This window comes from Leifsonia psychrotolerans (assembly GCF_013410665.1).
Taxonomy (GTDB): domain Bacteria; phylum Actinomycetota; class Actinomycetes; order Actinomycetales; family Microbacteriaceae; genus Cryobacterium; species Cryobacterium psychrotolerans_A.
Map to the genome: position 1 here is coordinate 3,266,781 of NZ_JACCFM010000001.1, position 25,709 is coordinate 3,292,489.

General features: G+C 65.9%; 24 protein-coding genes. 14 read left to right on the plus strand and 10 right to left on the minus strand.

What is annotated here, in order from left to right; genetic code table 11:
• Nucleotides 1-341 precede the first annotated feature (341 nt).
• Entirely contained in the window at nucleotides 342-1,175 is an 834-nt protein-coding gene (locus HNR05_RS14890; protein ID WP_179579857.1) for an SDR family NAD(P)-dependent oxidoreductase, read from the plus strand.
• Between the two features lie 42 nt (nucleotides 1,176-1,217).
• Here the strand turns inward: HNR05_RS14890 and HNR05_RS14895 are convergent, their stop codons facing one another.
• A complete protein-coding gene (locus tag HNR05_RS14895; protein ID WP_179579858.1) occupies nucleotides 1,218-1,979 on the minus strand; it encodes a nucleoside/nucleotide kinase family protein in 762 nt (253 codons plus the stop codon).
• A gap of 94 nt (nucleotides 1,980-2,073) precedes the next feature.
• On the opposite strand from HNR05_RS14895, the gene HNR05_RS14900 reads away from it, so the two are divergent.
• Nucleotides 2,074-3,087 carry a serine hydrolase gene (locus HNR05_RS14900; RefSeq protein WP_179579859.1) on the plus strand — a complete coding sequence of 338 codons (1,014 nt, stop codon included), beginning with the start codon at nucleotides 2,074-2,076 and terminating at the stop codon, nucleotides 3,085-3,087.
• Nucleotides 3,088-3,099: 12 nt separating this feature from the next.
• Complete coding sequence (locus HNR05_RS14905; RefSeq protein ID WP_179579860.1) at nucleotides 3,100-4,206, plus strand: hypothetical protein; 1,107 nt, start codon at nucleotides 3,100-3,102, stop codon at nucleotides 4,204-4,206.
• Between the two features lie 77 nt (nucleotides 4,207-4,283).
• Here the strand turns inward: HNR05_RS14905 and HNR05_RS14910 are convergent, their stop codons facing one another.
• The 4 genes from HNR05_RS14910 to HNR05_RS14925 all read right to left on the minus strand — a co-directional run bounded on the left by HNR05_RS14910 (nucleotide 4,284) and on the right by HNR05_RS14925 (nucleotide 7,450).
• Nucleotides 4,284-4,838 (minus strand): hypothetical protein, encoded by a 555-nt coding sequence (locus HNR05_RS14910; protein WP_179579861.1) that lies wholly within the window; start codon nucleotides 4,836-4,838, stop codon nucleotides 4,284-4,286.
• A gap of 196 nt (nucleotides 4,839-5,034) precedes the next feature.
• The gene (locus tag HNR05_RS14915) at nucleotides 5,035-5,868 is read right to left on the minus strand and encodes an alpha/beta fold hydrolase (RefSeq protein ID WP_179579862.1); all 834 of its coding nucleotides are present in this window, start codon (nucleotides 5,866-5,868) and stop codon (nucleotides 5,035-5,037) included.
• Between the two features lie 86 nt (nucleotides 5,869-5,954).
• Entirely contained in the window at nucleotides 5,955-6,497 is a 543-nt protein-coding gene (locus HNR05_RS14920; protein ID WP_179579863.1) for a hypothetical protein, read from the minus strand.
• 116 nt (nucleotides 6,498-6,613) lie between these two features.
• Entirely contained in the window at nucleotides 6,614-7,450 is an 837-nt protein-coding gene (locus tag HNR05_RS14925) for an exodeoxyribonuclease III (RefSeq protein ID WP_179579864.1), read from the minus strand.
• An 81-nt stretch (nucleotides 7,451-7,531) separates the two neighbouring features.
• Here HNR05_RS14925 and HNR05_RS14930 point away from each other — a divergent pair, with 81 nt between their 5' ends.
• The 3 genes from HNR05_RS14930 to HNR05_RS14940 are packed head-to-tail and all read left to right on the plus strand — an operon-like array spanning nucleotide 7,532 to nucleotide 10,322.
• Nucleotides 7,532-8,533 (plus strand): TIGR03557 family F420-dependent LLM class oxidoreductase, encoded by a 1,002-nt coding sequence (locus HNR05_RS14930; RefSeq protein ID WP_179579865.1) that lies wholly within the window; start codon nucleotides 7,532-7,534, stop codon nucleotides 8,531-8,533.
• 2 nt (nucleotides 8,534-8,535) lie between these two features.
• On the plus strand, nucleotides 8,536-9,414 hold the full coding sequence (cofE, locus tag HNR05_RS14935; protein ID WP_179579866.1) for a coenzyme F420-0:L-glutamate ligase: 879 nt from the start codon (nucleotides 8,536-8,538) through the stop codon (nucleotides 9,412-9,414).
• A complete protein-coding gene (locus tag HNR05_RS14940; RefSeq protein ID WP_179579867.1) occupies nucleotides 9,411-10,322 on the plus strand; it encodes a CofC family guanylyltransferase in 912 nt (303 codons plus the stop codon). The genes cofE and HNR05_RS14940 overlap by 4 nt, the downstream gene beginning before the upstream one ends.
• Nucleotides 10,323-10,568: 246 nt before the next feature.
• Here the strand turns inward: HNR05_RS14940 and cofD are convergent, their stop codons facing one another.
• The 5 genes from cofD to HNR05_RS14965 form a co-directional block, all read right to left on the minus strand.
• Nucleotides 10,569-11,567, minus strand: coding sequence for a 2-phospho-L-lactate transferase (cofD, locus tag HNR05_RS14945; protein WP_179579868.1), 999 nt, complete (start codon nucleotides 11,565-11,567; stop codon nucleotides 10,569-10,571).
• On the minus strand, nucleotides 11,564-12,490 hold the full coding sequence (locus tag HNR05_RS14950; RefSeq protein WP_343062617.1) for an ABC transporter ATP-binding protein: 927 nt from the start codon (nucleotides 12,488-12,490) through the stop codon (nucleotides 11,564-11,566). The genes cofD and HNR05_RS14950 overlap by 4 nt, the downstream gene beginning before the upstream one ends.
• Nucleotides 12,481-13,587 carry a putative F420-0 ABC transporter permease subunit gene (locus tag HNR05_RS14955; protein WP_179579869.1) on the minus strand — a complete coding sequence of 369 codons (1,107 nt, stop codon included), beginning with the start codon at nucleotides 13,585-13,587 and terminating at the stop codon, nucleotides 12,481-12,483. Before HNR05_RS14955 ends, HNR05_RS14950 begins: the two co-directional genes overlap by 10 nt.
• Before the next feature lie 10 nt (nucleotides 13,588-13,597).
• Nucleotides 13,598-14,641 (minus strand): putative F420-0 ABC transporter substrate-binding protein, encoded by a 1,044-nt coding sequence (locus HNR05_RS14960; protein ID WP_343062618.1) that lies wholly within the window; start codon nucleotides 14,639-14,641, stop codon nucleotides 13,598-13,600.
• Nucleotides 14,642-14,891: 250 nt separating this feature from the next.
• Complete coding sequence (locus tag HNR05_RS14965; protein WP_179579870.1) at nucleotides 14,892-16,259, minus strand: aminotransferase-like domain-containing protein; 1,368 nt, start codon at nucleotides 16,257-16,259, stop codon at nucleotides 14,892-14,894.
• 180 nt (nucleotides 16,260-16,439) lie between these two features.
• Between HNR05_RS14965 and HNR05_RS14970 the strand changes: the two genes are divergently transcribed.
• The 8 genes from HNR05_RS14970 (at nucleotide 16,440) to HNR05_RS15005 (ending at nucleotide 25,412) form a co-directional block, all read left to right on the plus strand.
• Nucleotides 16,440-17,303, plus strand: coding sequence for a nitrilase-related carbon-nitrogen hydrolase (locus tag HNR05_RS14970; RefSeq protein WP_218869208.1), 864 nt, complete (start codon nucleotides 16,440-16,442; stop codon nucleotides 17,301-17,303).
• A 367-nt stretch (nucleotides 17,304-17,670) separates the two neighbouring features.
• Nucleotides 17,671-19,131 (plus strand): dihydropyrimidinase, encoded by a 1,461-nt coding sequence (gene hydA / locus HNR05_RS14975; RefSeq protein ID WP_179579871.1) that lies wholly within the window; start codon nucleotides 17,671-17,673, stop codon nucleotides 19,129-19,131.
• Between the two features lie 11 nt (nucleotides 19,132-19,142).
• Complete coding sequence (locus tag HNR05_RS14980) at nucleotides 19,143-20,159, plus strand: TIGR03842 family LLM class F420-dependent oxidoreductase (protein WP_179579872.1); 1,017 nt, start codon at nucleotides 19,143-19,145, stop codon at nucleotides 20,157-20,159.
• A complete protein-coding gene (locus tag HNR05_RS14985; RefSeq protein WP_343062619.1) occupies nucleotides 20,156-21,115 on the plus strand; it encodes an ABC transporter permease in 960 nt (319 codons plus the stop codon). Before HNR05_RS14980 ends, HNR05_RS14985 begins: the two co-directional genes overlap by 4 nt.
• Nucleotides 21,112-21,948 carry an ABC transporter ATP-binding protein gene (locus HNR05_RS14990; protein ID WP_179579873.1) on the plus strand — a complete coding sequence of 279 codons (837 nt, stop codon included), beginning with the start codon at nucleotides 21,112-21,114 and terminating at the stop codon, nucleotides 21,946-21,948. The genes HNR05_RS14985 and HNR05_RS14990 overlap by 4 nt, the downstream gene beginning before the upstream one ends.
• A complete protein-coding gene (locus HNR05_RS14995; protein WP_179579874.1) occupies nucleotides 21,945-22,724 on the plus strand; it encodes an ABC transporter permease in 780 nt (259 codons plus the stop codon). Before HNR05_RS14990 ends, HNR05_RS14995 begins: the two co-directional genes overlap by 4 nt.
• A 100-nt stretch (nucleotides 22,725-22,824) precedes the next feature.
• Nucleotides 22,825-23,985 carry an ABC transporter substrate-binding protein gene (locus HNR05_RS15000; RefSeq protein WP_179579875.1) on the plus strand — a complete coding sequence of 387 codons (1,161 nt, stop codon included), beginning with the start codon at nucleotides 22,825-22,827 and terminating at the stop codon, nucleotides 23,983-23,985.
• A gap of 107 nt (nucleotides 23,986-24,092) precedes the next feature.
• Entirely contained in the window at nucleotides 24,093-25,412 is a 1,320-nt protein-coding gene (locus tag HNR05_RS15005) for an aminotransferase class III-fold pyridoxal phosphate-dependent enzyme (RefSeq protein ID WP_179579876.1), read from the plus strand.
• Nucleotides 25,413-25,709 lie beyond the last annotated feature (297 nt).

Here is a 25,709-nt window from a genome sequence, read left to right on the forward strand (position 1 = left end):
GCGCGCCGCAGGGCCGCTGACGCGGGGCGTAACAGTCTCGTCGCGGCCGGGCCCCTCCGGGCCCGCGTGCCGACCGGCCCCTCCGGGTTCTCCTGTCGACGGGTCCCTCCGGGTTCTCGCGAGAGTGCAGTTGTTGTTGCTTCCGGGTGCGTGAAGCAACAACAACTGCACTCTCGTGGCAAGATCTGGCTGACGAGGGGCCGACGAGGGGCTGACGAGGGGCCGACGAGGCGACAAGGCGGGCGACGAGTGAGCGCGCGACGGGCTCACGACGCGCGACGGGCGGCAGCCAGAACCGCCTCGGGTCACGCGGGAGCGGCGAACCTTGCAATGATGGAACTATGACTCGAACCGTTGCTGGTGCCCGCGTGCTCATCACCGGCGCGGCCAGCGGGATGGGCCGGCTATATGCCGCGCGTGCCGTTGCCGAGGGCGCTGCCGCCGTGATCCTCTGGGACCGTGATTCAGCCGGAGTTTCCGTGGCAGCTGCCGAACTCAGCTCCATCGCCGGTGCTCGCACCCGCGTCATCCCCTATGTCGTCGACATCGCCGATCTCGGCGCGATCGCCCAGACGGCGCAACGCGTGCGCGTCGAAGTGGGCAATCCCGACATCCTGATCAACAATGCGGGAATCATTCGCGGCAAGTTCTTTTGGGAGCACGACAACGGCGAAGATACCCGGCCGACCATGCAAATCAACGCGCTGGCGCCCATGTACATCACGCGCGAGTTCTTACCCGGCATGATCGACAACGCCTCGCGGGCGGCGCGCATCGTGAATATCGCCTCGGCCGCCGGCACACTTTCGAACCCGCGCATGAGCGTCTACGCGGCGTCGAAGGCCGCCCTGATCGGCTGGAGCGACTCGCTGCGCCTCGAACTCGTGCAACAGCACCACGGCAACGTGAAGGTCACCACGGTCGCCCCGAGCTACATTTCGACCGGGATGTTCGCGGGCGCGCGCGGGCCGTTGCTCACGCCGGTCATGACCCCGGAGTACGTCGTTGACCGGGTCTGGACGGCCATGCTCGCCGGTAAACCGATGCTCTCGCTGCCTTGGACCGTCAACCTCGCCAAGGCGCTGCGGGCCACGCTGCCGTTACCGGTCTGGGACTCGATCGCCGGCGGAGTCTTCGGCGTCTACCGCTCAATGGAGAAGTTCACCGGTCGCTGATTCACGGGTCGATCCTGTCGACCCGCACGAGTCGCGGATGCCTCACACCGCCTCGAGCCGAATCTGATGGTCGGCCCGCACCGCGCACGCCTCGATCAGCTCGGCATTGCGCTCGTCGGGCCCTGTCGCCCAGGCTCTCGCGGCCTCGGGAGTCTTCCCGAACTGTTCATGCCGCGTGACCAGCCTTTCCCAACGGATGTCCCGAGCCAAGTCCACAAACAGGCTGAGGTCGAGAAGTGGCTGCACGTGCTCCCACCCTCCACTCGCGTGAAGCAGGTAGTTTCCCTCGACCACGACGATGCGCGGGCCCGGTCCGATCGTGATCGCGTCGGCAACCGGTTGCTCGATCTGGCGATCGAATCCGGGAATCGATACCGGTGCATCCGCGGTGCGAACGGCGGTGAGGGCGGCCACGAAGGCCCCTACGTCGAAGGTGTCGGGTGCGCCCATGCGGTCGCGTCGGCCGAGTTCGACCAGCCTGCTCTGCGGGAAATGGAAGCCGTCCAGTGGGAGCAGCACGCTCTGCCGGACGGCCGAGTCGGGCAGTCCGGACACGTCGGCTGGGCCGACCCGACCGGCCGAGCCGAGCCAGGCGGCCGGCGCGGCCTGCAGCCGCGTGACGAGGCTCGCGGCAATCGTCGACTTGCCGGCGCCGGGTGAGCCGGCAATCCCGACGATGATGCGCGGAACCCCCGTGGCACCGTGCGCACCGGCGGCATTCGCACCGGCGGTAGACGCACCAGCGGCATCCGCCGCGGCAGCGACGACACGCACGATCTCATCGAGGCTGCGCAGAATGCTCACCCTGCCGATGCTAGTGCGCGATGCGCATGCCCATGCGTGTGCCGCGTGCCCGGCGCCGGGCGATCGCGCAGCCGGGAATCCCTACACTTGGAGCGTGGATATCACTGGATTGAACGAGTTTCTGGCCGACAACGACTTCTCGGGCGTTGTGCTCGTGAGGAAGGGCGACGAAACCGTGTTCGAAGCTGCGATGGGGCTCGCCAGCCAGACCACCGGCGCCCCCAACACGCCGGACACCCGGTTCGACATCGCCTCGATCACCAAGCTGTTCACGAGCGTCGCCGTTCTGCAGCAGATCGAAGCGAAACAGCTCGACCTGGAGACCTCGATCCACTACTACGCCGACCTGGCCGGAACGACCATCGGCACCGACGTCACGCTGCTGCACCTGCTCACGCACACGAGCGGCATTGCCGACCTCGTCGACGAAGAAGCCGGTGAAAGCTACGCCGAGCTCTGGGCGAAGACACCCCTCTCCTCGATGAGAGAGACCGCAGATTTTCTTCCGCTCTTCGCACACAAAGAGCCGCTTGCCGGTCCGGGTGTCGAGAGCAACTATTCCGACGCCGGCTACATCCTGGCCGGCCTCGCCCTCGAACGCGCGGCCGGGCAGAGCTACCGTGCCTACATCGACAACGAGATTTTTGCGCACGCCGGCCTTGACGACACGGATTTCTTCGACCGAGCGGATGCCACACCTCGCCTGGCCGAGGGTTGGGACCAGGCGGACGACGGCTCGTGGATCTCGAACGCCGACAGCGCGCTGCCGATCGGCGCACCACACGAGGGTGCGCAGTCGACCGCATCCGATCTAATCAAGTTTCTGGATGCCCTCCGCGCCGGAGCACTGCTTAGCGCTGAGCTGACTGAGGAGTTCTTCTCCCCGCAGGTGGACTTGGACGACGGCACCCGGTACGGCTTCGGTCTGGAGTTCGATCTCGACATTGACGGCTCGGTGCGTTCCTACTACGCCGACGGCGTCGCGCCGGGGGCCAGCGGCATCCTGCGTCACTACTACGGTGCCGGCCTCGACGTGGTGGTGCTGAGCAATTCCGAAGAAGGTGCCTGGGACGTCATCCGCGAGCTCGACGAGCGCCTCGACGGCTAGACATCCCTGATCGTGGATCTGAGGTGGTTGGAGGCTCCCGAGAGCGAGGTCAGAGCCGCGATGGCGGCGCTGGGTCGCGGCATCCGCTCGACACCGGTGCCACGGAAGCGGTGGATGCTGGCGAACGTGAACGACTGTCTGGTGCTCTGGTATGCCGGCATCACTCTGGTGACCATTGGCTTCCGTCCGTACGGCCTCGGCACGGTTCCGTTTGGTGCCGGGGAGCTCCTCGCTCTGGCCATCCTCGGGGTATGGATCATCGGCGCATGTGGGCTGCGCAGATGGGTCGGGTCAGGGGAACGTCACACGAGGTTGAATGATTCACGGAGCACCCTGACTGCCCTCGCCAACGGATTCGAACCGAGGTGCATCCGGAAAGTGGCGTTCACCTCGATCATGGCCGCCGCCGGCACCCGCACGTTCTTCCAATATCCCCGATTCGTCGCACCGGGTATCGAGTTCGGCACCCTTTTCAACAAGTGGCATTATGTTGCCGTCACGTTGCCGGCACCATTGCCGCACCTCATCCTGGATGCCACGTCCAACAGACGCATCAGCACGGAATTGCCTGTCGAGTTCAAGCAGGCCGAGCGGTTGTCGTTGGAGGGAGATTTCGACAAGTCGTTCCAGCTGTATTCGCCTCCCGAATACCGCAGAGACGCACTGTATGTGCTCACTCCCGACCTGATGGCGGCACTTATTGATGATGCCGGGAGCTACAACGTTGAGATCATCGACAGCACCCTGGTCTTCTTCACGCCCCGAGCGGCCGACTTCTCCGTATCGGAGACGTGGAGCTCGCTTGACGCTCTCGTGACGAATGTGGTTCCGCGCATCGTCACAAAAGCCCGGCGGTTCCGCGACGAACGCGTGCCTGGCCAAGAAATTCCCTGGACTCTCAACAGGATCACGGCCGAGCACGAGCGTCCCGAGGCCACGTGGGTCGCACCAGTACCGATCATCGGGCCGGGAGGCCGCCGACTCAATGTCCGCGATCGGCGAGGGGTCGCGCGGTCAATTCTGCTCGGTATCCGTGTGTATGTGGTGGGCTTCTTCTTATACGGGCTACCGGGATGCATGCTGATCGTTGGCTTCTCGAACATCACCGAAGGCCTGTAGGCCGCTGCCTCCCGGCGAGAGGCAGTGCTCCAACAGTCAGGGCTCACGCGTGTCTCGAAATTCGAGCACGATTGTTGCTACGGCATCGCCGGGTCGTTCGCTTCGTGCCAGGCGCGGTTGATCTCCGCTGCGTCGCCCGGCACGCACCGCGTGAGTGCCTGCACGCTGGCACCGGCCGTGGTGGCTTGAAAGCTCAGGTAGAGGCCGTCTACGCCGTAGCCGGTTTCGGGGTACCGCACCTCGGTCAGGGCCAGGCCGTCGAGGGCCGGGAGCTCGATCACTGTGGGTTCGAACCCGGCCGACGTCCACAGGGTGGCGACTGCGGTGACCGACGCTGCCACGGATTGCGCGTCGCCGACCGGGTTTCCACCTCCGCGCGTGAGCCCATATTGCACACCGCTTTCACCGCTGGGCAGTACGCAGGTGTCGGCACCGCCGTCGGCGTTTTCCCACTCGCCGCCGAGCACGTTTTGCGCGGCAACGAGCAGTTCGTCAGCCTCGGTGAGTGCGTGCAGATGATCCATTTCGGGGTCCTTTCCTGCCGCGGCGCAGCCGCTGACTGATACTGCAATGAGAGCGAACAGCGCCAGTGTCGTCGCCGCAGCCCGAATAGTCCTTGTGCCGTGTGTCACGCCAGAGCCCCTCTTTAACAACCGTTTGAACAATTCTGTCGTGCCGCATCGGTCTGCCGGCTCTTCCCGCTGTGCACATTCAAAATGTTGCATTCGCTCATCTTCACAACGGCTGTCGCCGCGTTCCGCCGGATTGTCGCTTCGTAGCGGATGCCTGACGGCTCGCTCGCCCCCCGATCCGTACGCGACCAGACCATCAGACGATCCGCGACAAACGGGCATCGGCTTCCAGCAGCCACCCCATGAGTACGCGCAGAAATTCGTCGGGACTCTCGACGCTTGGAAGGTGTGCGGTACGGGGGAACACGTGTCCGTCGGCGCCCGGAATCGTCGTCACCAGATACTCGTACTCGGCCAGGGCTGGGCTGAGGTCACACTCGCCGACAGTGACCAGCGCCGGCACAGTGAGTGTGGCGACCCGACCGTACGCCGGGGGCTTGAGCGGAGTCGGCGCCGGCCGTTCGGCCCGGTGCGCGGCGTTCATTCGGTGCAACTCGTAGGCGAGCCGCACGAATTCCGGGTCGAGATCGGCTTGTCGGCGACGCGGCCCGAAGTCCCACAGCTCGACCTCGGCGCGGCAGAGCCGGTGCCAGTCTTGGGCCTCGAAGAGCAGGCCCAGTTCGCGAAAGCCGGTCTCTTCCGCGTCGGTGAGCGCGACGTCGGGAAAACCGCTCGGCCCAGATCCGATCGTGACCAGTCCGGCCACGCGCTCGGGGTTCTCCACGGCGATATCAATGGCGATCGAGCCGCCGCGCGAACATCCGATCACCGTCGCCCGCGCCACCCCCAGGTGGTCGAGCACGGCCAACGCATCGGCCCGGTTCGAGAACTCGGCATTGCTGGCACTGGTTTGCCCGTAACCGCGGGTGTCATAGCGGATGACGAAATGGTTGGCCGCCAGGGCCTCGATCAGCGGATCCCACATGCGCAGGTGTGCCACACCGGCATGGATCAGGAGCAGGGCAGGGGCTGAGATGTGGCCGTCGGTCTCGTAGTAGAGCGAGGCATCGGGAACGTCGAGGTGGGGCATGCCCACAGGCTAATACGGACGGCTGAGATGCGAGGATCTTGCCGAGTTCGTCCGGAAACGCGGAGTTGCTGCGCGCCATGCCATGGTTACTCGTCCTTCACAAAGAGGTCGTCCGGCAACGTGGGAACTTCGCCCGGCCACTTGCCGAGGTGCGAGGCGATCATGGCGCTGGGGAAGGAGACCTGCCCCGTTTCGCCCAGGGACAGGGGGCGGTCAGGATCGACGAGCCCGTGGGCTGTGGCGGCCCCCGCCCAATCCCAGTCGACGACGTCTCCCGATGGGGTGAAGAACCCAACTCGAACGGAGGTGTTTGGGCTCTCGTCGTTCACCGCCCAGCCGGTTCGGAGCGCCCAATCCAGGGCCGCGTCGGCATCCCCGACCGTGTAGCCGTCATCGAGAGTGATGGTGACGGATGTCGTGCGGTAGGTCGTGAAGCCCGACAGCGAGCTGCGCACATCAACTGTGGCATCACTGACGCCATCGATGGCAAGAATCCGTTGTGTCGTCTGGGCGGCGGACTCCCCGGCGGGCGCGGAGGCACTGCATCCGGCAAGCGTCGTTCCCAGAACGAAAATCAGTCCCAGCACCACCCCACGAATCGATCGGTGCTGTGCCGTAGTTCTTGCCATGACTACTCCTTCACCGCGTAGTAGTCAGTCACCGTGCTCTGACCGGTGAGAAACATGTCGACGTTATTCGCCTTCGTTAGCTGGCTCTTATCGTCTGCAGCCATGTTCGTGGAGGTCTAGAAGATCATCGGGCGGTCGTCGTCCTCGCCGTCGATCTCGACGTCGACGACAACGGGCACGTGATCGCTCGGGGCGTCGCCCTTGCGCTCGTCACGGTGAATCGACGCATCCGTGACCAGGTCGGCGAAGGCCGGTGAGCCGAGGATGAAGTCGATTCGCATGCCCTCGTTGCGGGGGAAGCGCAGCGCCTTGTAGTCCCAGAAGGTGAAACCGTCAGGCACGATCGGCCGCACGACGTCGGTCAGCCCGGCCGCCTCGAAGGCGTGGAAGGCGGCGCGCTCCTCCGGGGAGATGTGCGTGGAGGTGCCGTGCACGAAGCTCGGGTCGCCCATGTCGGCGTCTGTGGGTGCGACGTTGAAGTCGCCCATCAGGGCGAGCGCGAGCTGCGGATTGCGCGCGAGTTCGGCGCGGGTGTGGGCGTCGAGGGCGGCCAGCCAGTCCAATTTGTAGTGCAGGTGCGGGTCGCCGAGCGCCCGACCGTTCGGCACGTACAGGCTCCACAGGCGCAGGTCGTTCACCGTCACGCCGAGCGCGCGGGCTTCCTGCGGCTGGTCGGGGCCTTCCTGGCCTTTCAAGAAGCCGGGCATGCCGGGGAAGCTGGTGACGACATCCGTCATCTCGACACGGCTGGCGAAAGCCACGCCGTTCCACTGGTTGAGGCCGTGAATCTCAAGCCCGTAGCCGGCCTCTTCGAACTGCTCCCGGGGGAACTGCTCCGGCTTGCACTTGATCTCCTGCATGGCGAGCACGTCGATGTCCTCGCGCACCATCCAGTCGACGGTGCGGTCGACGCGGGCACGAATCGAGTTGACGTTCCAGGTGGCGATGCGCATGACATCAAGCCTATTTGCTGGGCGTGCGCGTCGGCGCCAACGGGTCGAGCGGATGCCGGGTGCAGAGGGCAGAATAGGTCAATGACATCAGTGCAGATCGGTTATGCGGCGATGCTGGAGCAGTTTGCTCCGGCGGATGCCGTTGCTCACGCGGCCTATGCCGAGCAGCACGGATTCAGCGGAGTGATGGCCTCAGACCACTTTCAGCCCTGGATGCCGGCGCAAGGGCAGTCCTCGTTCGTCTGGAGCGTGCTCGGCGCGCTGGCGGAGCGAACGACGGGCGACTTCGGGCCCGGCGTGACGGCACCCACCTTTCGATACCACCCGGCCATGGTCGCGCAGGCCTCAGCCACGCTCGCCTCGATGTATCCGGGTCGGCACTGGCTCGGCCTCGGTGCCGGAGAGGCACTGAACGAGCACATCTCCGGGGCCTATTGGCCTGAACCGCACGAGCGCATCAACCGCATGTTCGAGGCCATCGACATCATCAGCAAGCTGTTTACTGCGTCGATCGCCGGCCGTGACGTGAAACATTCCGGCCAGTACTTCACGCTCGAGTCGACACGGCTCTGGACGATGCCGCCCGTCGCCCCCGAAATTTACGTTGCCACGGCCGGACCCGTCACGGCCAAACGGGCCGGGCGTGTGGCCGACGGCCTGATCACTGTCGGTGCGCCGCTCGAGAAGATTCCCCTGCTCTTGAGCAAATTCGAGGCGGGTGCGCGCGAGGTGGGCAAGGACCCCGCGGTGATGCCCCGGGTGGTGCAGTTGCATCTGAGCTGGGCCGAGACCGATGAGATCGCGATGGCGAACGCGCTGCGCGAATGGCCGAATGGGGCCATGCGGTTCCCGAAGGGCGATATCCGCTCGCCATTTGAATTCGAACAGATCGCCAAGCTCGTGCGGCCCGAAGATTTCGACGGGCGCATGGTGATTTCGGCCGACCCCGACGTGCATCGCGCGCAGATTCAGCGCTATGTCGACCTGGGCTTCGATCGCATCTATCTGCACAATGTGGGCCGCAATCAACGTGAGTGGATCGACGTGTTCGGCCGCGACGTACTTCCGAAACTGGTGAGGTGACCATGACGAATTCCGATGGACTGCACGTCTTCGTGCTGAGCGGCATTGGTGAGATTGCCGCCGGGGACGACCTCGCATCGATTATCGCTACGGCGGCCGGTGACCGGCTGTGCGACGGCGATATTTTAGCGGTGACCAGCAAGATCGTGTCGAAAGCCGAGGGGCGACAGGTCGCCGCGATCGACCGGGAACAGGCGATCACCGACGAAACCGTGCGTGTCGTGGCGAGCCGTACGCATCCGGGTGGGGTGACGCGCATCGTCGAGAATAGGCAAGGCCTCGTCATGGCCGCCGCGGGCGTTGACGCGAGTAATACGCCCGACGGCGTCGTGCTGCTCCTCCCGATCGACCCGGATGCCTCCGCCCGCGCCCTCTGCGCCGAACTGCGCCGCCACACGGGCCTAGCGCTCGGGGTGCTGCTCACCGACACGGCCGGACGCCCCTGGCGCGACGGTCAGACTGACATCGCGATCGGTGCGGCCGGGGTTGCGGTGCTCGACGACTTACGCGGCACGACGGATGCCTCCGGTCGCCGCCTCGACGTCACCGTCGCGGCCGTCGCCGATGAGATCGCCGGGGCCGCCGACCTGGTCAAGGGCAAAGCGAGCGGCAACCCGGTCGCCGTGGTGCGCGGGCTCGGGCGATTGGTGCCGGTGGCGCTCGACGGAGGTACGGTCGGCGGGGCACGACGTCTGCAGCGGGCGAGCGCGCAGGACATGTTCCGGCTGGGCAGCGCCGAGGCGCATGCCGAGGGCCACGCCGAAGGATACGCGGCGGGATACGCGGCGGGGCAGGAAACCGGCTACGAAACCGGCTATGCCGAGGGCGTCGACGACGGCTTGGAAGCGGGCCGCAACGAGGCCAGCGACGTCGAAGCGTGAGCTGGGTCGCTGTGGTTCCCGTGAAGGGAACGCCCGCCGCCAAGAGTCGCCTGGCCGCGCATCCCGAGCGCATCCGACTGGCCGAGGCGTTCGCGATCGACACGGTTTCGGCGCTGTTGGCGGCGCCGTCGGTCGCGCGCGTCTGCGTCGTGACGGCCGACGACGAGGTCGCCGAGCGGATGCGCGCCCTCGGTGCCGAGATCGTGCGCGAGCCGCCGCGCCGGGCGCCCGGGGCGCCCGACGTGCGCGAGTTCCGCAGCGCGCCCGAGCTGCCCGGGTTGCCCGGGTTGCCCGAGTTACGCGAGTTGCCGCAGGATGCCCCTTCGCCGGCATCGATGGGGCGATCTGGGGTATCTCGCGAGATATGGACAGCGCCCGAGTTACGCGAGTTGCCGCAGGATGCCCCTTCGCCGGCATCGATGGGGCGATCTGGGGTATCTCGCGAAGCGGATATGGCGGCTTGCACGCCCGGCGCGAGCGGGACACCCGGCGCGTTCGACGCGCTCAACGCCGCCATCCGTCAGGGAGTCGTGGTCACGTGCGCGACGGACCCAGGGTGCAATGTTGCCGTGGTCACGGGCGACCTTCCTGCGCTGACCGTCGCCGACCTCGAGACCGTGCTGGCACTGGCCAGCACCCACGACCGGTCGATGGTCGCCGACGAGGAGGGCACCGGAACGACGATGCTGCTTGCCCGTGCGGGCGTGCCGTTCGAGCCCCGGTTCGGCGTCGGCTCGCGCGCCGCACATGAGGCGGCGGGGCATATTCCGCTCGATCTCCCGCTTGACTGCACCTGTCGCCGCGACGTCGACACGGTAGACAACCTCGCCGAGGCGCTTCGGCTCGGAGTTGGCCGCGCGACGAGTGCCTTGATCGCCGCGACGACAGTAATCAGTCCGACGCTGTAGGGCGAGCGAAGCGGGCTGCCCCGCTGGTCGAGCTCGTCGAGACCCGCCGGGCTGCCCCGCTGGTCGAGCTCGTCGAGACCCGCCGGGCTGCCCCGTTGGTCGAGCTCGCCGAGACCCCGTGAGCCAATGTCGAGACGTGGTCGCGTGATCTCGACACGCTCGATCAACGGATGTCGGGGGTCGGGTTGCCCCGTTGGTCGAGCTCGTCGAGACCCCGTGAGCCAATGTCGAAACTCTGCGCGCCGCCTACGAGCCGGCACCGAGCGCGAGCACAGCGGCGGCGATCGCCGCGGTCGAGGCAACGTCGCGCATCCAGAGCGGCACCGCAGCCGAGCGGATACCGGCGGCCAGCAGCGCGGGCAGGGCTGCGGCATCCGTTTCGTCGACCAGCCAGGCGTCGAGCAGTCCACCCGCATTGCGTGCGCCGTAGTGCAGCCCGACGGCGGCGGCCGAGGTCTCGACGCCGATGACGCTGAGGCAGGTATCGGCCATGCCGCGCACGGCGCTGCCTCCGACGATCGGCGAGACGCCAACGACCGCGGCCGATGTCGTGCGCAGTGCGTCGGCGATGCCGGGAACGGCGAGGATCGTCCCCACCGACACCACCGGGTTCGACGGCGGCAGAATGACCAGATCAGCGTCGAGAATAGCCTCAAGAACGCCCGGTGCAGCCTCGGCCTGATCGAGCCCAACCTGAATGAATTCGGTCACCTCGGCCTGTGCCCGATAGCGCACCCACCACTCCTCGAAATGCAGCAGGTCGCCCGCGCGGTGTTCGTCCACGTCGGCGGCAAGGCGCACATGCGTCTCGACCGGCTGGTCGCTCATCGGCAGGATGCGCGCGGCCGGCTGCCAGCGCCGACACAGGAACGCGGTCGCCTCGCTCAGCGTCGATCCGGTGCGCAACAGGTCGGTGCGCACGATGTGGGTCGCCAGGTCGAGGTCGCCGAGGGTGAACCAGGACCAGCCGCGCCCGTAAGCCGAGATCTCGGCCGCCGCGCGCCGTGTCTCGTCGGGACGCCCCCAGCCCTGCTCCTCGTTGATGCCGCCGCCGAGTGTGTACATCACAGTGTCGAGGTCGGGGCAGATCCGCAATCCGTCGAGCCACATGTCGTCGCCGGTATTCACGACGACGGTGACCTCGGTGGGCGCATCCGTGGGCACAGCGCGGCGCTCCAGCTCGTGCAGCAGCCCCCGAGTAAAACGGGCGCCGCCGACGCCGCCGGCCAGAACAACGATCTTCATCTCTGACGTTCCATTCCGTTTCGTTGCTCACGAGTGCTCACCATGTCGTTCGGTGAGAAGCGAGCGCCAGCGCGCGTCTGGAACACTCGCGACCCCGCCCTTGGGGCTGGGGGCGTCGAAGTCGACCTCCCCACTGGTGCAAACACAATGAGCGGATGCCCACCCCGCGGATGCGGAATGACGTCACAGTCGACACCGTAGGCCGCCGCGATCGTCGCCGGTGTCAGCACCTCGGCTGGGGGGCCCGCCGCGACCAGCCGGCCCTCCTGCAGCAGCAGCAGGTGATCGCAGTAGGTGGCCGCCAGATTGAGGTCGTGCAGGGCCGCGACGGTCGTGAAGCCGAGCTCGCGCACCTGGCTGAGCAGCGAGAGCTGGGCGTTGACATCGAGGTGGTTGGTCGGCTCGTCGAGCAAGAGAAGCTGGGGCTGCTGCGCGAGTGCGCGCGCGATCTGCACACGCTGTTGTTGGCCTCCGCTCAGACTGTGCCAGGAACGGTCGGTCAGATCGGCGATACCGACTCGAGTCAGGGACTCCGTGACGATCAAACGGTCCTCGTCCCCGCTGAACCCGCCGAAAAGTCCGGTGCGGTGGGGGATGCGGCCCAGCAGCACAACGTCGAGAACACGCAGGTCGACGCCCGGCGACGCGCTCTGTTCGAGCAACGCGATGCGTTGGGAACTTTCGCGTCGTCGAAGCTCTGACACCCGGGAACCATCTAGGTCAACGCTGCCGGTGTTCGGCTTCTCGATGCCGGCGATCAGCCGCAGCAGTGTGGACTTGCCGGCGCCATTCGGGCCGAGCAGCCCCGTCACCTGGCCGGGTGGAAGCTCTGCCGACACCGCGTCCAGAATGCGCCGCTCGCCGATCGAAAACGACAGGTTTCGGATGGCGAGGGTTGCGTTCGCGCCCCGAGTCACGCCCACGTCGCACCTCTCTTTCGGGTGATCAGCAGGATGAACACGGGAACGCCGATGAATGCCGTGATGATGCCGACGGGCAGCTCGCGCGGGTCGAACACGGTGCGGGCGAGGGTATCGGCGACCACCAGGAAGAGCGCGCCGGCGACGGTGGCGAGCGGCAGCATCCGTCGGTGGCCGGGGCCGCTCAACCCGCGCACGAGGTGCGGAAGAATCAGGCCGACGAAACCGATCGCGCCGCTGACCGAGACCATGGCACCGGTGAGCAGCGCAACACCGCCGAGAAGCAGCCAGCGGGTTGCGTTCACGTTGATGCCCAGTGAGGCGGCCGCCGTGTCGCCGAAGGCGAAGGCGTCGAGACGGGTGGCCGAGAGCAGGATGGCGGTGCCCACCACGAGAAGAGCGCCGAGCGAGATGCCCACGCTGTCCCACGAGGCGCCGGCGACCGAGCCGAGCAGCCAGTTGAGAATTTCGCGGTACGAGTCGCCCTTGGCCGACCAGAAGATGATGAACGAGGTGCCGGCGGCGCCGAGTTGCGCGATGGCCAGGCCCGCCAGCACGGCGCGGCTCGGCAGGATGGTGCCGCCCGTGCGCGCGATGCTGAGGGTCGCGACGAGCGCGGCCAACGCGCCGACGAATGCGGCGAGCGGCAGGGCGAAGCCGAGGCCGAGAATCACGACGCAGACTGCCCCGAGCGAGGCCCCCGAAGAGAGGCCGAGCAAGTAGGGGTCGGCGAGCGGGTTGCGGGTCACGCTCTGCATCACGGCGCCCGAGAGCGCGAGTCCGGCGCCGACCGCGGCGGCCGTGAGCACGCGCGGCAGTCGCAGCTGCCAGACGATCGCGTCGGTGAGCGGGTCGACGCCTGAAGCTCCCCAGCCGAGGTGGGCGGCGATGCTTCGCGCGACATCCGTCAGTGACAACCCGGCCGGCCCGATGGTGACGGCGACGGCGCACACCACGACCAGTGCGACGACGGATACCGCCAGCCACGCGCGCGCCCCTGTGCCCGGATTCGGAGAATTGCGCGACACACCGCGTCGCAACGAGTCGACACGCTGCAGACGGCTGCGTTCTCCGAATCCGGGCACAGGGGGAGAGGTCATGGTCGGTGCGCTACTGACCGTCGAGCGCCGCGAACTGGCTGATCGTCGACGCGACGGCCTCCACATTGCGAGTGCCCGCCTCGGTCGCCGCGAACGGCAGCACGATGTAGCGCTTGTTCTGCACCGCGGTAAGCCCCTGCGTGGCCGGGTTCGACTCGAGGGTGGCGATCTTCGAGGCGGCGGTGTTCCAACTCGCGTCGACGAGCACGATCACGCTCGGGTCGGCGGCCACAATCGACTCCCAGCCCACCGAGGTCCAGCTGTCGTGCACGTCGCCGAAGATATTGTGCAGCCCGGCCGCGGCCAGAATCATCTGGGGTGAGCCGATCCCCGCGCCCACATAGGGGCTGTCGGTGCCGCTCGAATACCACAGTGCGGTCGGCGCGCCGGTCGCCGGGGCGAGGGCGGCGAGCTCGGCTTTCTGCGTTGAAACGAGGGCGGATGCCGCATCCTGCGCCCCAAAAATATCGCCGGCCTGGCTGATCTCCCCGAATACCGTGTCGAACGTCAACGGATCCGGCCGGTAGTCGTCGCCCTTGCACGCGGCCGGTGAAACGTAGCTGCCGATGCCGAAGCCGGCCAACTGCGAGCGCTCGCCCACGCCGTCGGCGGCAAAGTTCGACTCCCAGCCGCCGTAGATGAAGTCCGGCTTCAGCGCGAGCACGGCCTCCTGGCCGGGAAGAAAGTCACTGATCGAGGGAAGCGCAGCACCGGCCGCGGCCAGGTTTTCAGGTAGCGGGCCGTCGAGGAATGCCGTGCCGACGATACGGTCCTCGAGCCCGAGGGCGAGCAGCAACTCGGTCGTCGACGACTTGATGCTGACGATGCGCTGTGGCGCGGTCGTCACGGTTACCGCGGTGCCGCAATTGTCGACGGTCACGGGAAAGCCGTCTGATGCGGGAGCAGACGCCGCCGCCGAGCCGGTGCTGCCACCGGCGGCACCGGCGGGCGCTGTCGCGCAGCCGGCCAGCAGCAACGCCGAGGCGGCGACCGCGACGGTCGACAACGCGATGCGGGGCACTGCCGCGCGGGAGGGCGAGTAACGAGAGGTCACCAGGGCTCATTTCACTGACGGATGCCGCAGCGAGTGTGCCGGGAAAAACACCGGACGCAGGCTCGCATGGGCGAAGACGGGCAGGGAACCGCGCAAGGGGCGGTGAACGCAGTGACCTACTGACCAAATCCGGACAGCGCATCCGGTCAAGCCAACCGGAGGTCTGACGAGAGCCTAGGGCATGAATCGCGTCGGGTGGGAGTGGCACCCCGTCTCGGGACGGCGCGAGCCGATCTCGGGACGGTTTCCCCTACGCCCAGCGCTCTATCAGCGAATACTCCCCGGGCGTGCGCTGCAGCGTCGTCGCGGCCAGCGCTTCGGCGATCGGTTCAATCTCTGCGGGCAACGCACCGGCGGTCACCCGCACGAACGAGCCCGCCCCCTCGATTGCGAAGAACGGCGACCCGCCCGCGACACGGATGCCGGATGCCGCGAGCTGCACGATCGCATCCCGCTCGTCCTCCACGGCCAGCCAGGCGTTGATCCCGTCGGCCTGCGGCAGATCGACCCCGCACCGGCGCAGCGACTCGGTCAGTGCCTTTTGCCGGGCGAAGTAGATGCGCCGTGCCTCGCTGATCTGGCTGATGCTGTCGGAATTGGTGAGCAGATCGTAGAGAATCTTCTGCAGCATGCGGCTGGTCCAGCCGGGCCCCAGCATCCGCCGGGCCACGATCGGGTCAACGAGTGCGGGAGGCCCGCCGAGCGCGGCGATACGCAGGTCCGGACCGTGCGATTTCGAGTAGCTGCGCACATGCAGCACCCGCTCGGGCAGCCAGGTGCCGAGGCTGACGTCGGGCGAAATGCTGATCTCGCCCGAGTGGTCGTCCTCGATCACCACCACATCCGCATTGCGTTTGTGCATCTGCAGCAGTCGTGCCAGCGTTTCGGCCCGCTTCGCCGTCATCGACGCACCGGTGGGGTTCTGTGCGCGAGGCTGCAGGATGATGGCGGTCGGGCCGAGCGTCAGGGCCGCCTCGAACGAGGCGGGGACGATTCCGTGCTGATCGATCTCGACCGGCACGCGCTCCAGGCCGAGCTGGTCGAGCAGGTCGAAGAACGGCGGAAAACCGGGACTCTCGACGATCACCCGGTCACCGAACCGGGTCACGGCATCGAGGCTGCGGGAGATGGCATCGAGGGCTCCATCGACCACCGTGATCGACGGGGCAGGGTAGGGCCAGGAGTCGCTCAGCACCGCGAGCAGTTCGGGAATGACGGGTAGATCCTGGTAACTCGGCGTCACCGCGCGCTCCGAGACCCGCGACAGCGCCGGGCCGAGCGCGGGCAGCAGAACCGGGTCGGGCATGCCGCGTGAGAGGTCGATTCTGGCGTTCTGGTGTCGGCCGACCATGGAATGGCTGCGGGCCGGCAACCACTTCGGTGCGGCGTCGAGCACAAACGTTCCGCTGCGTCCGCGGGAAGCGATCAGGCCGACAGCACCGAGAGCCTGCCAGGCATGGCTAACGGTGGCCGGGCTGGTGCCCAAAGCGGCGGCGAACTCACGCACCGTGGGCAATCGGTCGCCGGGCGCGAGTGTTCCGGCCGCGATCAGTCGACCGATCGCGGCAGCGATTCCGGCGGGTGTGCGGTGCTCAATTGCGTCGAGAAAGATTTGCATAAGCTCTTGCCCCAGACTGATTTCGACGACAGGATGTTTAACGCGTGCGTCACACTCAGAAACACAACAGAAATGTTTACGTCGAATAATAACAAAAGGACAACGCAGTCCGAGGTTCGACTCAAACTCATTTTCGGCGGTGTGCACGAGCTCATCGCCGAGCACCATGTGGAGGCAACAATGACCGTTGACAGCTCAAAAATTGTGCGTGCAGCCCTGACCCAGACCACCTGGACGGGTGACGAGGAATCGATGATCGCCAAGCACGAGGAATTCGTGCGGCAAGCCGCTGCGCAGGGCGCGCAGATCATCTGCTTCCAGGAACTCTTTCACGGTCCGTACTTCGGTATCGTGCAGGACTCGAAATACTACGAATTTGCGCAGAAGGTTCCGGGCCCGCTCACCGAGCGGTTTTCGAAGCTCGCCGCCGAATACAAGATGGTGATCGTGCTTCCCGTCTACGAGGAAGACCAGCCGGGTGTGCTCTACAACACGGCAGCCGTGATTGACGCGGACGGCACCTACCTCGGCAAGTACCGCAAGCATCACATCCCTCACCTGCCGCAGTTCTGGGAGAAGTTCTACTTCCGTCCCGGCAATCTCGAATACCCCGTCTTCGACACGGCCGTGGGCAAGGTCGGCGTCTACATTTGCTACGATCGCCACTTCCCTGAAGGATGGCGCGTGCTGGGTCTGAACGGCGCCGAAATCGTCTTCAACCCCTCGGCCACGAAACCGGGTCTCTCGAACCGGCTTTGGGAGCTCGAGCAGCCGGCCGCTGCGGCCGCCAACCAGTACTACGTGGGGGCCAACAACCGCATCGGCACCGAGACCGAAGAGTTCGGCGAGGATGCCGTGACTTTCTACGGCAGCTCCTACTTCGCCGACCCGCGCGGCAACTACGTCGGCGAGGTTGCCTCGACCGATACCGAAGAGATCGTCATTCGTGACCTCGACATGAGTCTCATTCGTGAGGTTCGCAATTCGTGGCAGTTCTACCGCGACCGTCGTCCGGACTCCTACGGCCCGATCGTCGCTCCCTAACGACCGATCGCCCGACTGCGTGCCGAGACCGCTCTCGGCACGCACGATCGGCGAACCCGCCGAACCATGGCTTGTCAATCGTGTCGAGACACAGCCTCACCGTGTATCGAAACACAGCCTCACGGTGTATCGAAACACAGCCTCACGGTGTATCGAAACACAGCCTCACCGCTTGTCGAGACATTGCCCCACCGCTTGTCGAGACATTGCCCCACCGCTTGTCGAGACATTGCCCCACCGCTTGTCGAAACACAGCCTCACCGCTTGTCGAGCTTGTCGAGACAATGTCAGCGGATCTCGACAAGCTCGATCAGCGGTCCGCCTCGCTCACCGCACCACAGGAATCCCGCACAACCCAGGAGACCCCATGAAGACGCTTATCAAGAACGGAACTGTCGTCAACGCGACCGGCACTGCGCGTGCCGATGTGTTGATCGACGGTGAGACCATCGCCGCGGTGCTCGCACCCGGCAGCTCGCTGCTCGGCTTCGACATCGAACGGAACGTCGATACCGTGATCGACGCGGGCGGCAAGTATGTGATCCCCGGCGGCATCGACGCCCACACTCACATGCAGATGCCGTTCGGTGGCACCGAGGCCTCCGACACCTTTGAAACGGGAACGCGCGCCGCGGCCCATGGCGGAACGACGAGCATCGTCGACTTCGTTGTGCAGTATGCCGGCGAGAACGTGATCGATCAGTACAAGCTCTGGCACGAGAAGGCGCTCGGCAATTGCGCCATCGACTACGGCTTTCACCAGATCCTCTCGGATGTGCAGGATTCGAGCCTGACAGCGATGGACGAACTCGTTGCCGAGGGCGTCTCGAGCTTCAAGCTCTTCATGGCCTACAAGGGCGTCTTCCTCTCGGACGACGGCCAGATCGTCAAGGCCATGCAGCGGGCCAGCGACAACGGCAGCATGATCATGATGCACGCCGAGAACGGCAGCGTCATCGATCTGCTGGTGCAGCAGTCGCTCGCCGCCGGCAAGACCGCTCCCTTCTATCACGGCATCACGCGGCCGTGGCAGGCCGAGGAGGAAGCCACCCATCGAGCGATCATGCTCGCGAACCTCACCGGCGCTCCTCTGTATATCGTTCACGTTTCGGCCAAGCAGGCGGTCGAGCAGATCGCTCTGGCCCGTGACAACGGTCAAAATGTGTTCGGTGAGACCTGCCCGCAGTACCTCTACCTCTCTCTGGAAGACCAGCTCGGCGCGTCGAGCGAAGAGTGGGGCGACTTCGAGGGGGCCAAGTGGGTCTGCTCGACGCCGCTGCGTTCGAAGGCCGAGGGCCACCAGCATCACATGTGGCAAAGCCTGCGCACCAACGACATCCAAATGGTCTCGACCGACCACTGCCCGTTCTGCATGAAGGGGCAGAAAGACATGGGCCTGACCGACTTCTCGAAGATCCCGAACGGTATCGGCTCGGTCGAGCACCGCATGGACCTGCTCTATCAGGGAGTGGTCGACAAGAAGATCACGCTCGAGCGTTGGGTAGAAGTCTGCTCAACGACCCCCGCACGCATGTTCGGAATGTACGGCAAGAAGGGCGTCATCCAGCCCGGTGCCGACGCCGACGTCGTCATCTACGACCCCAATGGTCATACCTCAATCGGCATGCCGACGGATGCGCATGGCGCTCCGACGGGGCGCACTCACCACATGAATATGGACTATTCCGCCTGGGAGGGTTACGAGATCGACGGTCACGTCGACACCGTTCTCTCACGCGGAAAGGTCATTGTCGACAACAACCAGTACCTCGGGCGCAAGGGAGACGGCCAGTTCGTCAAGCGCGGCCTGAGCCAGTACCTGATCTAAGGGCGAACCAGATGGATTTCGGAGCAGTACTGCAGACCAACCCACCGTCGGCACGCACGGTGCAGCTGGCCAAGCTGGCAGAGGAGCATGGGTTCAGCCACGTCTGGACCTTCGACTCTCACCTGCTGTGGCAGGAGCCCTATGTGATTTACAGCAAGATCCTCGCGGAAACCCGCAAGGTGATCGTGGGACCGATGGTCACCAACCCGGCGACCCGGGATTGGACCGTGACGGCCTCTACCTACGCCACGCTCAATGAGATGTACGGCAACCGCACGATCTGTGGCATCGGCCGTGGCGACTCGGCGGTGCGGGTGACCAACGGAGCCCCGACCACGTTGAAGAGCCTGCGGGAGTCGATTCATGTCATCCGTGAGCTGGCGAACTCACGCTCGGTTGAATACAACGGTGCGACGCTGCAGTTCCCGTGGAGCACCGGCTCGAAACTCGATGTCTGGGTTGCCGCGTATGGGCCGCTCGCGCTCAAGCTCACGGGTGAGGTCGGCGACGGCTTCATCCTGCAGATGGCCGACCTCGATGTGGCCGAGTGGATGATCAAGACCGTTCGCAACGCTGCCGAAGCCGCCGGGCGCGACCCGATGGCTGTGAAGTTCTGTGTGGCAGCGCCCATGTATATCGGCGACGACATCGAGCACATGCGTGACCAATGCCGCTGGTTTGGCGGCATGGTCGGCAATCACGTGGCCGACATCGTCTCGAAGTACGGCACCGATTCGGCAGTGCCGAAGGCGCTCACCGACTACATCAAGGGTCGTGAGGGCTACGACTACAACGAGCACGGCCGAGCCGGCAACACCCACGCCGACTTCGTGCCCGACGAGATCGTCGACCGGTTCTGCGTGATGGGCACGGCCGACCAACACATCGAGAAGCTCAAGGCCCTGAAAGAACTCGGCGTCGACCAGTTCGCCGGCTACCTGCAGCACGACAACAAAGAGGAGACCCTCCGGGTGTACGGAGAGACGGTCATCCCGGCACTTTCCGAGCACATCGTGGCCAAGGCATGACTCGCACCCTCGAGACGACGCAGTCGATCGGCACCGCGCAACTGAACGCGGGCCGGTCGGGCTCGTCTCGAACGCGGCGGAGTCGCACGGGCATGTGGCGCACGGCGAGCATTGGCGCGCTGGGCATCGTTCTGCTCGGCCTGATCTGGGAACTGTACAAGTTTCTCGGACCCGCCGAGGGCGTCGTCATCGGTGGCGTCACCGTGCTGCCACGCACCAGCGACTTGGCCATGCCGCATCTCTGGACGATGTTCAGCCGGGCGCTGGAGCCGGTCACCGGTGGCGCGAATGCCCTGCCGGTGTGGCAGGCCGTTCTGCAAGGCTCGCTCTTCACGCTCAGCATCGCCGCGGTCGGTTGGCTCGTCGGAGTGTCGGTCGGGATGGCGCTGGCGTTGCTTATGCAGCGCTTTCGTCTGGCCGAGCAGGCCGTCTTGCCGTGGATCATCCTGAGCCAGACGGTTCCTCTGATCGCCATTGCCCCGCTCGTCCGGCGCTGGGGCGCGCAGATCCATTTCGGCGAATTCACCTGGGAGAACTGGATGTCGGTCGCCCTGATCGCCTCCTACCTCGCGTTCTTCCCGGTCTCGGTCGGCGCGCTGCGCGGCCTCGGTTCGCCGGATGCCGCCCACGTCGACCTCATGCACTGCTATTCGGTCGGGTGGTGGAAGACGCTCTGGCGCTTGCGCCTGCCGGCCAGTGTCGGCTATCTGCTGCCCGCCCTGCGGTTGGCTGCGGCCAGCGCGGTGATCGGTGCCGTGGTCGCCGAGGTGTCGATCGGTCTGCGCGGCGGCATCGGTCGGCTGATCGTCGAGTATGCCGGCGCCGCCAGCAGCGACCCGGGAAAGCCCTGGGCGCCCATCTTCGGTTCCGTTCTCGTCGGCCTGGTGGCCGCCGGGTTCGTGGGCCTCATCGGTTTGTTCCTTCGTCGTTTTCGCAGGGGAGAGGTTGCATCATGAGTGCGAAAGCATCGGGAGTGGCTGCGGGTTCGCTCGCCGTCGACGTGACTGAGGTCAGCAGGATCTTCACGGGCAAGAAGGGTGCATCCGTCGCTGCGCTCGACAACGTGAGTCTCACGGTGAACCCGGGGGAGTTCGTCTCGCTGATCGGGCCGAGCGGATGCGGCAAGAGCACGCTCATGCGCCTGATCGCCGATCTCGACACCCCGACGAGCGGCACCATCGAGGTGTTCGGGCAGTCCGCCCGCCAAGCGCGCCTCAATCAGTCCTATGGCATTGCCTTCCAGCAGGCCGGCCTGTTGCCGTGGCGCACGGTGGCCGGCAACATCGAGTTGCCGCTTGAACTGCACGGTGTCGCGAAACCGGCCCGCAAGGCCCGCTCCGCCGAACTGCTTGATCTGGTCGGCCTGTCTGACTTCGCACACCACTACCCTGATCAGCTCTCCGGAGGCATGCAGCAGCGCGTCGCGATTGCCCGGTCGTTGGCGGAAAGCCCCCGCCTGCTGCTCATGGACGAACCGTTCGGCGCGCTTGATGAGATGACCCGCGAACGGATGCAGAACGAACTGGTTCGCATCTGCGGCGAGACCGGGGCCGCCGTGGTCTTTGTCACCCACTCGATTCCCGAGGCTGTCTTTCTCTCGGACCGGGTCGTCGTCATGTCGCCGCGGCCCGGCCGCATCCGTGACATTCTCAGCGTGCGCCTGGGTGAGACCGGTGAGCGCGGCGAGAACCTGCGGGAGGAGTCGTCGTTCTTCCAGGCCGTCAGCCAGGTGCGGGAACTGTTGCACGGCGAGGTGCCCGTCGGGGCACGCGGGGTCGAAACCCGATGAGGCCGGGGGAGGCGACGCGCGCGGGGCTGGGCCGTACGGCTCTCGCGCCCATCGTGCTCGGCGTCGCAGTGATACTGCTCTGGCAGGCAGCGGTGACGGTTTTCGACATCAAGCCGTTCATCTTGCCTGGCCCGTTCCAGATCGGCGCGCAATTCGGCGACAACCTGCAGACGGTTGCCGCGGGAATGCTGGTCACCGGCAGGAACGCATTGATCGGGCTCGTCATTGGTGCCATTCTCGGCGTGATCGCAGCGATCCTCTCGGCGCTCATTCGCCTCTTCGATGAGCTCGCGGCCCCGATTGTTGCGGCGCTCGCCGTGGTGCCGATCGTGGCGCTGGCCCCGGTGCTGTACACGATGTTCGGGGCCAACGCCGAGACGGCGCGGCAGATCGTGGCCGGGTTGGCCGTGTTCGTTCCGGTCTACTTCAACACGTTCAAGGGGCTGCGCCAAGTGCGCCCGGTGCACCGTGACCTGATGCAGGCCTACGCCGCCAGCCGCTGGCAATCCACCCGCACGGTCACCTTGCCCACGGCCAAGCCGTATGTCTTCACGGGCCTGCGTATCGCGTCGTCCCTGGCCGTGATCTCCGCGCTGGTCGCCGAGTACTTCGGTGGCCCGGTCGGCGGGCTGGGGCGCTCGATCACCTCCGCCGCGTCGAGCAGTAACTATGGGCTGGCCTGGGCCTACGTGCTCGGCAGCATCCTGCTCGGTCTCCTCTTCTATTGCGCAGCCCTCGGGCTCGAGAAACTAGTCAGTCGCCGTCCCGGCAGTTGACCCCCGAAACGTCGACCCGCATCCTCGCGGGTCGTGCGAATGCAGCACCAAGAAGCACGTACATGGCATGTCAAGGCACCGAACTAGCTAGGAGGAAGACATGAAACACAGCACACGATGGCTCGGCACGGTTGGCGCTCTCGCCACGGCATCCGCACTTGTCCTCACCGGTTGCAGCTCAGGCGGCAGCGGGGGCGGAAGCACGGATGACGCAGGCTCGAGCGGCGGCGGGCTCACGCCGATCACCCTGCAGTTGCAATGGTCGGCGCAGGCTCAGTTCGCCGGGTATTACGCGGCGGTCGACCAAGGCTTCTACAAGGATGAAGGCCTCGACGTGACCATCGCCGAGGGTGGCTCCGATATCGTGCCGCAGGACGTTCTTGCGTCGGGCGATGTCGACTACGCAATCTCCTGGGTGCCCAAGGTGCTCGGGTCGATCGAACAGGGCGCCAACATCACCGATGTCGCGCAGATCTTCGAGCGGAGTGCGACCACGCAGATCAGCTTCAAGGACAAGAACATCACCGACCCAGCCGACCTCAAGGGTAAGAATGTGGGCAGCTGGGGCTACGGCAACGAGTGGGAGCTCTTTGCCGGTATGCAGAAAGCGGGCGTCGAGGTGGGCGACATCAACCTGGTGCAGCAGCAGTTCGACATGAACGGCTTCCTCGCGGGAGACATCGACGCTGCTCAGGCCATGACCTACAACGAGTACGCCCAGGTGCTCGAGACGATCAACCCGGCCACCGGCAACCTCTACCAGCCCGCTGACCTCAATGTCATCAACTGGAACGACGTGGGAACGGCCATGCTGCAGGATGCCATCTGGGCGAACACCGACAAGCTGGCCAGCGACACGGCCTACGCCGACAACACGGTGAAGTTCATCAAGGCCTCCATCAAGGGCTGGGCCTACGCGCGCGACAACGCCGAGAAGTCGGCCGAAATCGTGGCAGCGGCAGGTTCACAGCTGCCGGCCGGCCACCAGCTGTGGATGACCAACGAGGTCAACAAGCTCATCTGGCCGTCGACGAACGGCGTCGGAATGATTGACGAAGCCGCCTGGAAGAACACCGTCAAGATCGCCATGAACACCAAGAACGAAACCGGCGCGACGATTATCACCTCGGAGCCGCCCGCGACTGCGTTCTCGAACGAGTACGTGACCAAGGCTCTCGCCGAGTTGAAGGATGAAGGCGTCGACGTGATGGGAACCTCCTACACGCCGCTCACCGTCACCCTCAAGCAGGGCGGCGAGTAACCGCACCCCTCGGTTGGGCGGCCGTTGGGCCGCCCGACCGAGGGTCCACCCCGCAGCACAGAAACCGCAGCACAGAAACCCGCAACTCAGAAAGAAGCGCGACCATCGTGACTGACCCCACCTCGACTTCCGCCCACGAGCGCACCGTGCAGCTCGATAAGGCACACGTCTTCCATTCCTGGTCGGCCCAGGCCGCGTTGAACCCGTTCGTCGTCGCGGGTGGCGCAGGCTGCCGGGTCTGGGATTACGACGGACGCAGCTACCTCGACTTCTCGAGCCAGCTGGTCAACACGAATATCGGCCACCAGCATCCGGCCGTCATCGACGCCATCGCCGCGCAGGCACAGGTGCTCACGACAATCGCGCCCGCCACGGCGAACCTGGCGCGTGGTGAGGCTGCCAAGCGCATCGTGGACCGGGCGCCCGAGGGCTTCAACAAGGTCTTCTTCACCAACGGCGGTGCGGATGCCAACGAGAACGCCATGCGGTTGGCCCGCCTGCACACGGGGCGCGATACCGTGCTGTCGACCTATCGTTCCTACCACGGCAATACCGGCTCAGCCATCGTCGCCACGGGCGACTGGCGCCGCATCCCCAATGAATATGCGCGCGGTCACGCTCACTTCTTCGGACCGTTCGCCTACCGCAGCGAGTTCTGGGCGACGACGCCCGAGCAGGAATCGGAGCGGGCACTGCACCACCTCGAGCGCGTCATTCAGAGTGAAGGTGCCGAATCCATCGCCGCCGTGCTGCTCGAAACCGTGCCCGGCACGGCGGGGGTGCTGATTCCGCCGCCCGGCTATCTGGCCGGTGTGCGCGCGCTCTGCGACAGATACGGCATCATGCTCATCTTCGATGAGGTCATGTGCGGTTTCGGGCGCACCGGCAGCTGGTTTGCCTTCGAGAACTACGACGTGGTGCCCGACCTGATCACCTTCGCCAAGGGCGTGAACTCGGGTTATGTGCCGACTGGCGGCGTGATCATCTCGGACGCGATCGCGAGTGATTTCGACACGAAGGTCTTCCCGGGTGGGCTCACCTACTCGGGGCATCCGCTGGCGATGGCCTCGATCGTGGCGGCACTTGACGCCATGGAGAACGACGGCATCGTCGAGAATGCGGCACGTATCGGCCGTGATGTGCTGGCTCCCGGCCTTGCCGCCTTGGCCGAGAAGCATCCGATCATCGGGGAGGTGCGCGGAATCGGCGTCTTCTGGGCGCTCGACCTGGTCAGCGACCCCGAGACGCGCGAACCCGTGAGTGCCGCCGTGATGGGGCGCATCAAGAGTGAGCTGATGGCGCGCAATCTGTTGCCCTTCCTCTCCGAGAACCGCATTCATGTCGTGCCACCGTGCATCGTGACGGATGCCGAGGTCGCCGAGGCCCTCGCGATCTACGACGAGGTGCTCTCGCTCGACCTCCTCTAGTCCGCCCGCGGGTCGAGCCCCATCCGCGCCTCGAGCCCTTCCGTTGGTCGAGCCCTTCCGTTGGTCGGGCCCTTCCGTTGGTCGAGACCCTCGCCCCTCCGCGGGTCGAGCCCCCTCCGCGGGTCGAGCCCCCTCCGCGGGTCGAGCCCTTCCGTTGGTCGAGCTTGTCGAGACCCTCGCTTGATCTCGACGAGCTCGATCAACGACACCCTCCACATCCACCCGAGCCCCCTCCGCGGATCGAGCCCCCTCCGCGGATCGAGCCCCCTCCGCGGGTCGAGCCCCTCCCGCGGGTCG

What these genes read in the sequence shown, in the direction of transcription:
- HNR05_RS14890 (WP_179579857.1), top strand. Translation starts at nt 342, where the DNA reads ATGACTCGAACCGTTGCTGGTGCCCGCGTGCTCATCACCGGCGCGGCC.
- HNR05_RS14915 (WP_179579862.1), bottom strand. Translation starts at nt 5,868, where the DNA reads ATGCCCCACCTCGACGTTCCCGATGCCTCGCTCTACTACGAGACCGAC.
- HNR05_RS14920 (WP_179579863.1), bottom strand. Translation starts at nt 6,497, where the DNA reads ATGGCAAGAACTACGGCACAGCACCGATCGATTCGTGGGGTGGTGCTG.
- HNR05_RS14925 (WP_179579864.1), bottom strand. Translation starts at nt 7,450, where the DNA reads ATGCGCATCGCCACCTGGAACGTCAACTCGATTCGTGCCCGCGTCGAC.
- HNR05_RS14930 (WP_179579865.1), top strand. Translation starts at nt 7,532, where the DNA reads ATGACATCAGTGCAGATCGGTTATGCGGCGATGCTGGAGCAGTTTGCT.
- cofE (WP_179579866.1), top strand. Translation starts at nt 8,536, where the DNA reads ATGACGAATTCCGATGGACTGCACGTCTTCGTGCTGAGCGGCATTGGT.
- cofD (WP_179579868.1), bottom strand. Translation starts at nt 11,567, where the DNA reads ATGAAGATCGTTGTTCTGGCCGGCGGCGTCGGCGGCGCCCGTTTTACT.
- HNR05_RS14955 (WP_179579869.1), bottom strand. Translation starts at nt 13,587, where the DNA reads ATGACCTCTCCCCCTGTGCCCGGATTCGGAGAACGCAGCCGTCTGCAG.
- HNR05_RS14965 (WP_179579870.1), bottom strand. Translation starts at nt 16,259, where the DNA reads ATGCAAATCTTTCTCGACGCAATTGAGCACCGCACACCCGCCGGAATC.
- HNR05_RS14970 (WP_218869208.1), top strand. Translation starts at nt 16,440, where the DNA reads ATGACCGTTGACAGCTCAAAAATTGTGCGTGCAGCCCTGACCCAGACC.
- hydA (WP_179579871.1), top strand. Translation starts at nt 17,671, where the DNA reads ATGAAGACGCTTATCAAGAACGGAACTGTCGTCAACGCGACCGGCACT.
- HNR05_RS14980 (WP_179579872.1), top strand. Translation starts at nt 19,143, where the DNA reads ATGGATTTCGGAGCAGTACTGCAGACCAACCCACCGTCGGCACGCACG.
- HNR05_RS14985 (WP_343062619.1), top strand. Translation starts at nt 20,156, where the DNA reads ATGACTCGCACCCTCGAGACGACGCAGTCGATCGGCACCGCGCAACTG.
- HNR05_RS14990 (WP_179579873.1), top strand. Translation starts at nt 21,112, where the DNA reads ATGAGTGCGAAAGCATCGGGAGTGGCTGCGGGTTCGCTCGCCGTCGAC.
- HNR05_RS14995 (WP_179579874.1), top strand. Translation starts at nt 21,945, where the DNA reads ATGAGGCCGGGGGAGGCGACGCGCGCGGGGCTGGGCCGTACGGCTCTC.
- HNR05_RS15000 (WP_179579875.1), top strand. Translation starts at nt 22,825, where the DNA reads ATGAAACACAGCACACGATGGCTCGGCACGGTTGGCGCTCTCGCCACG.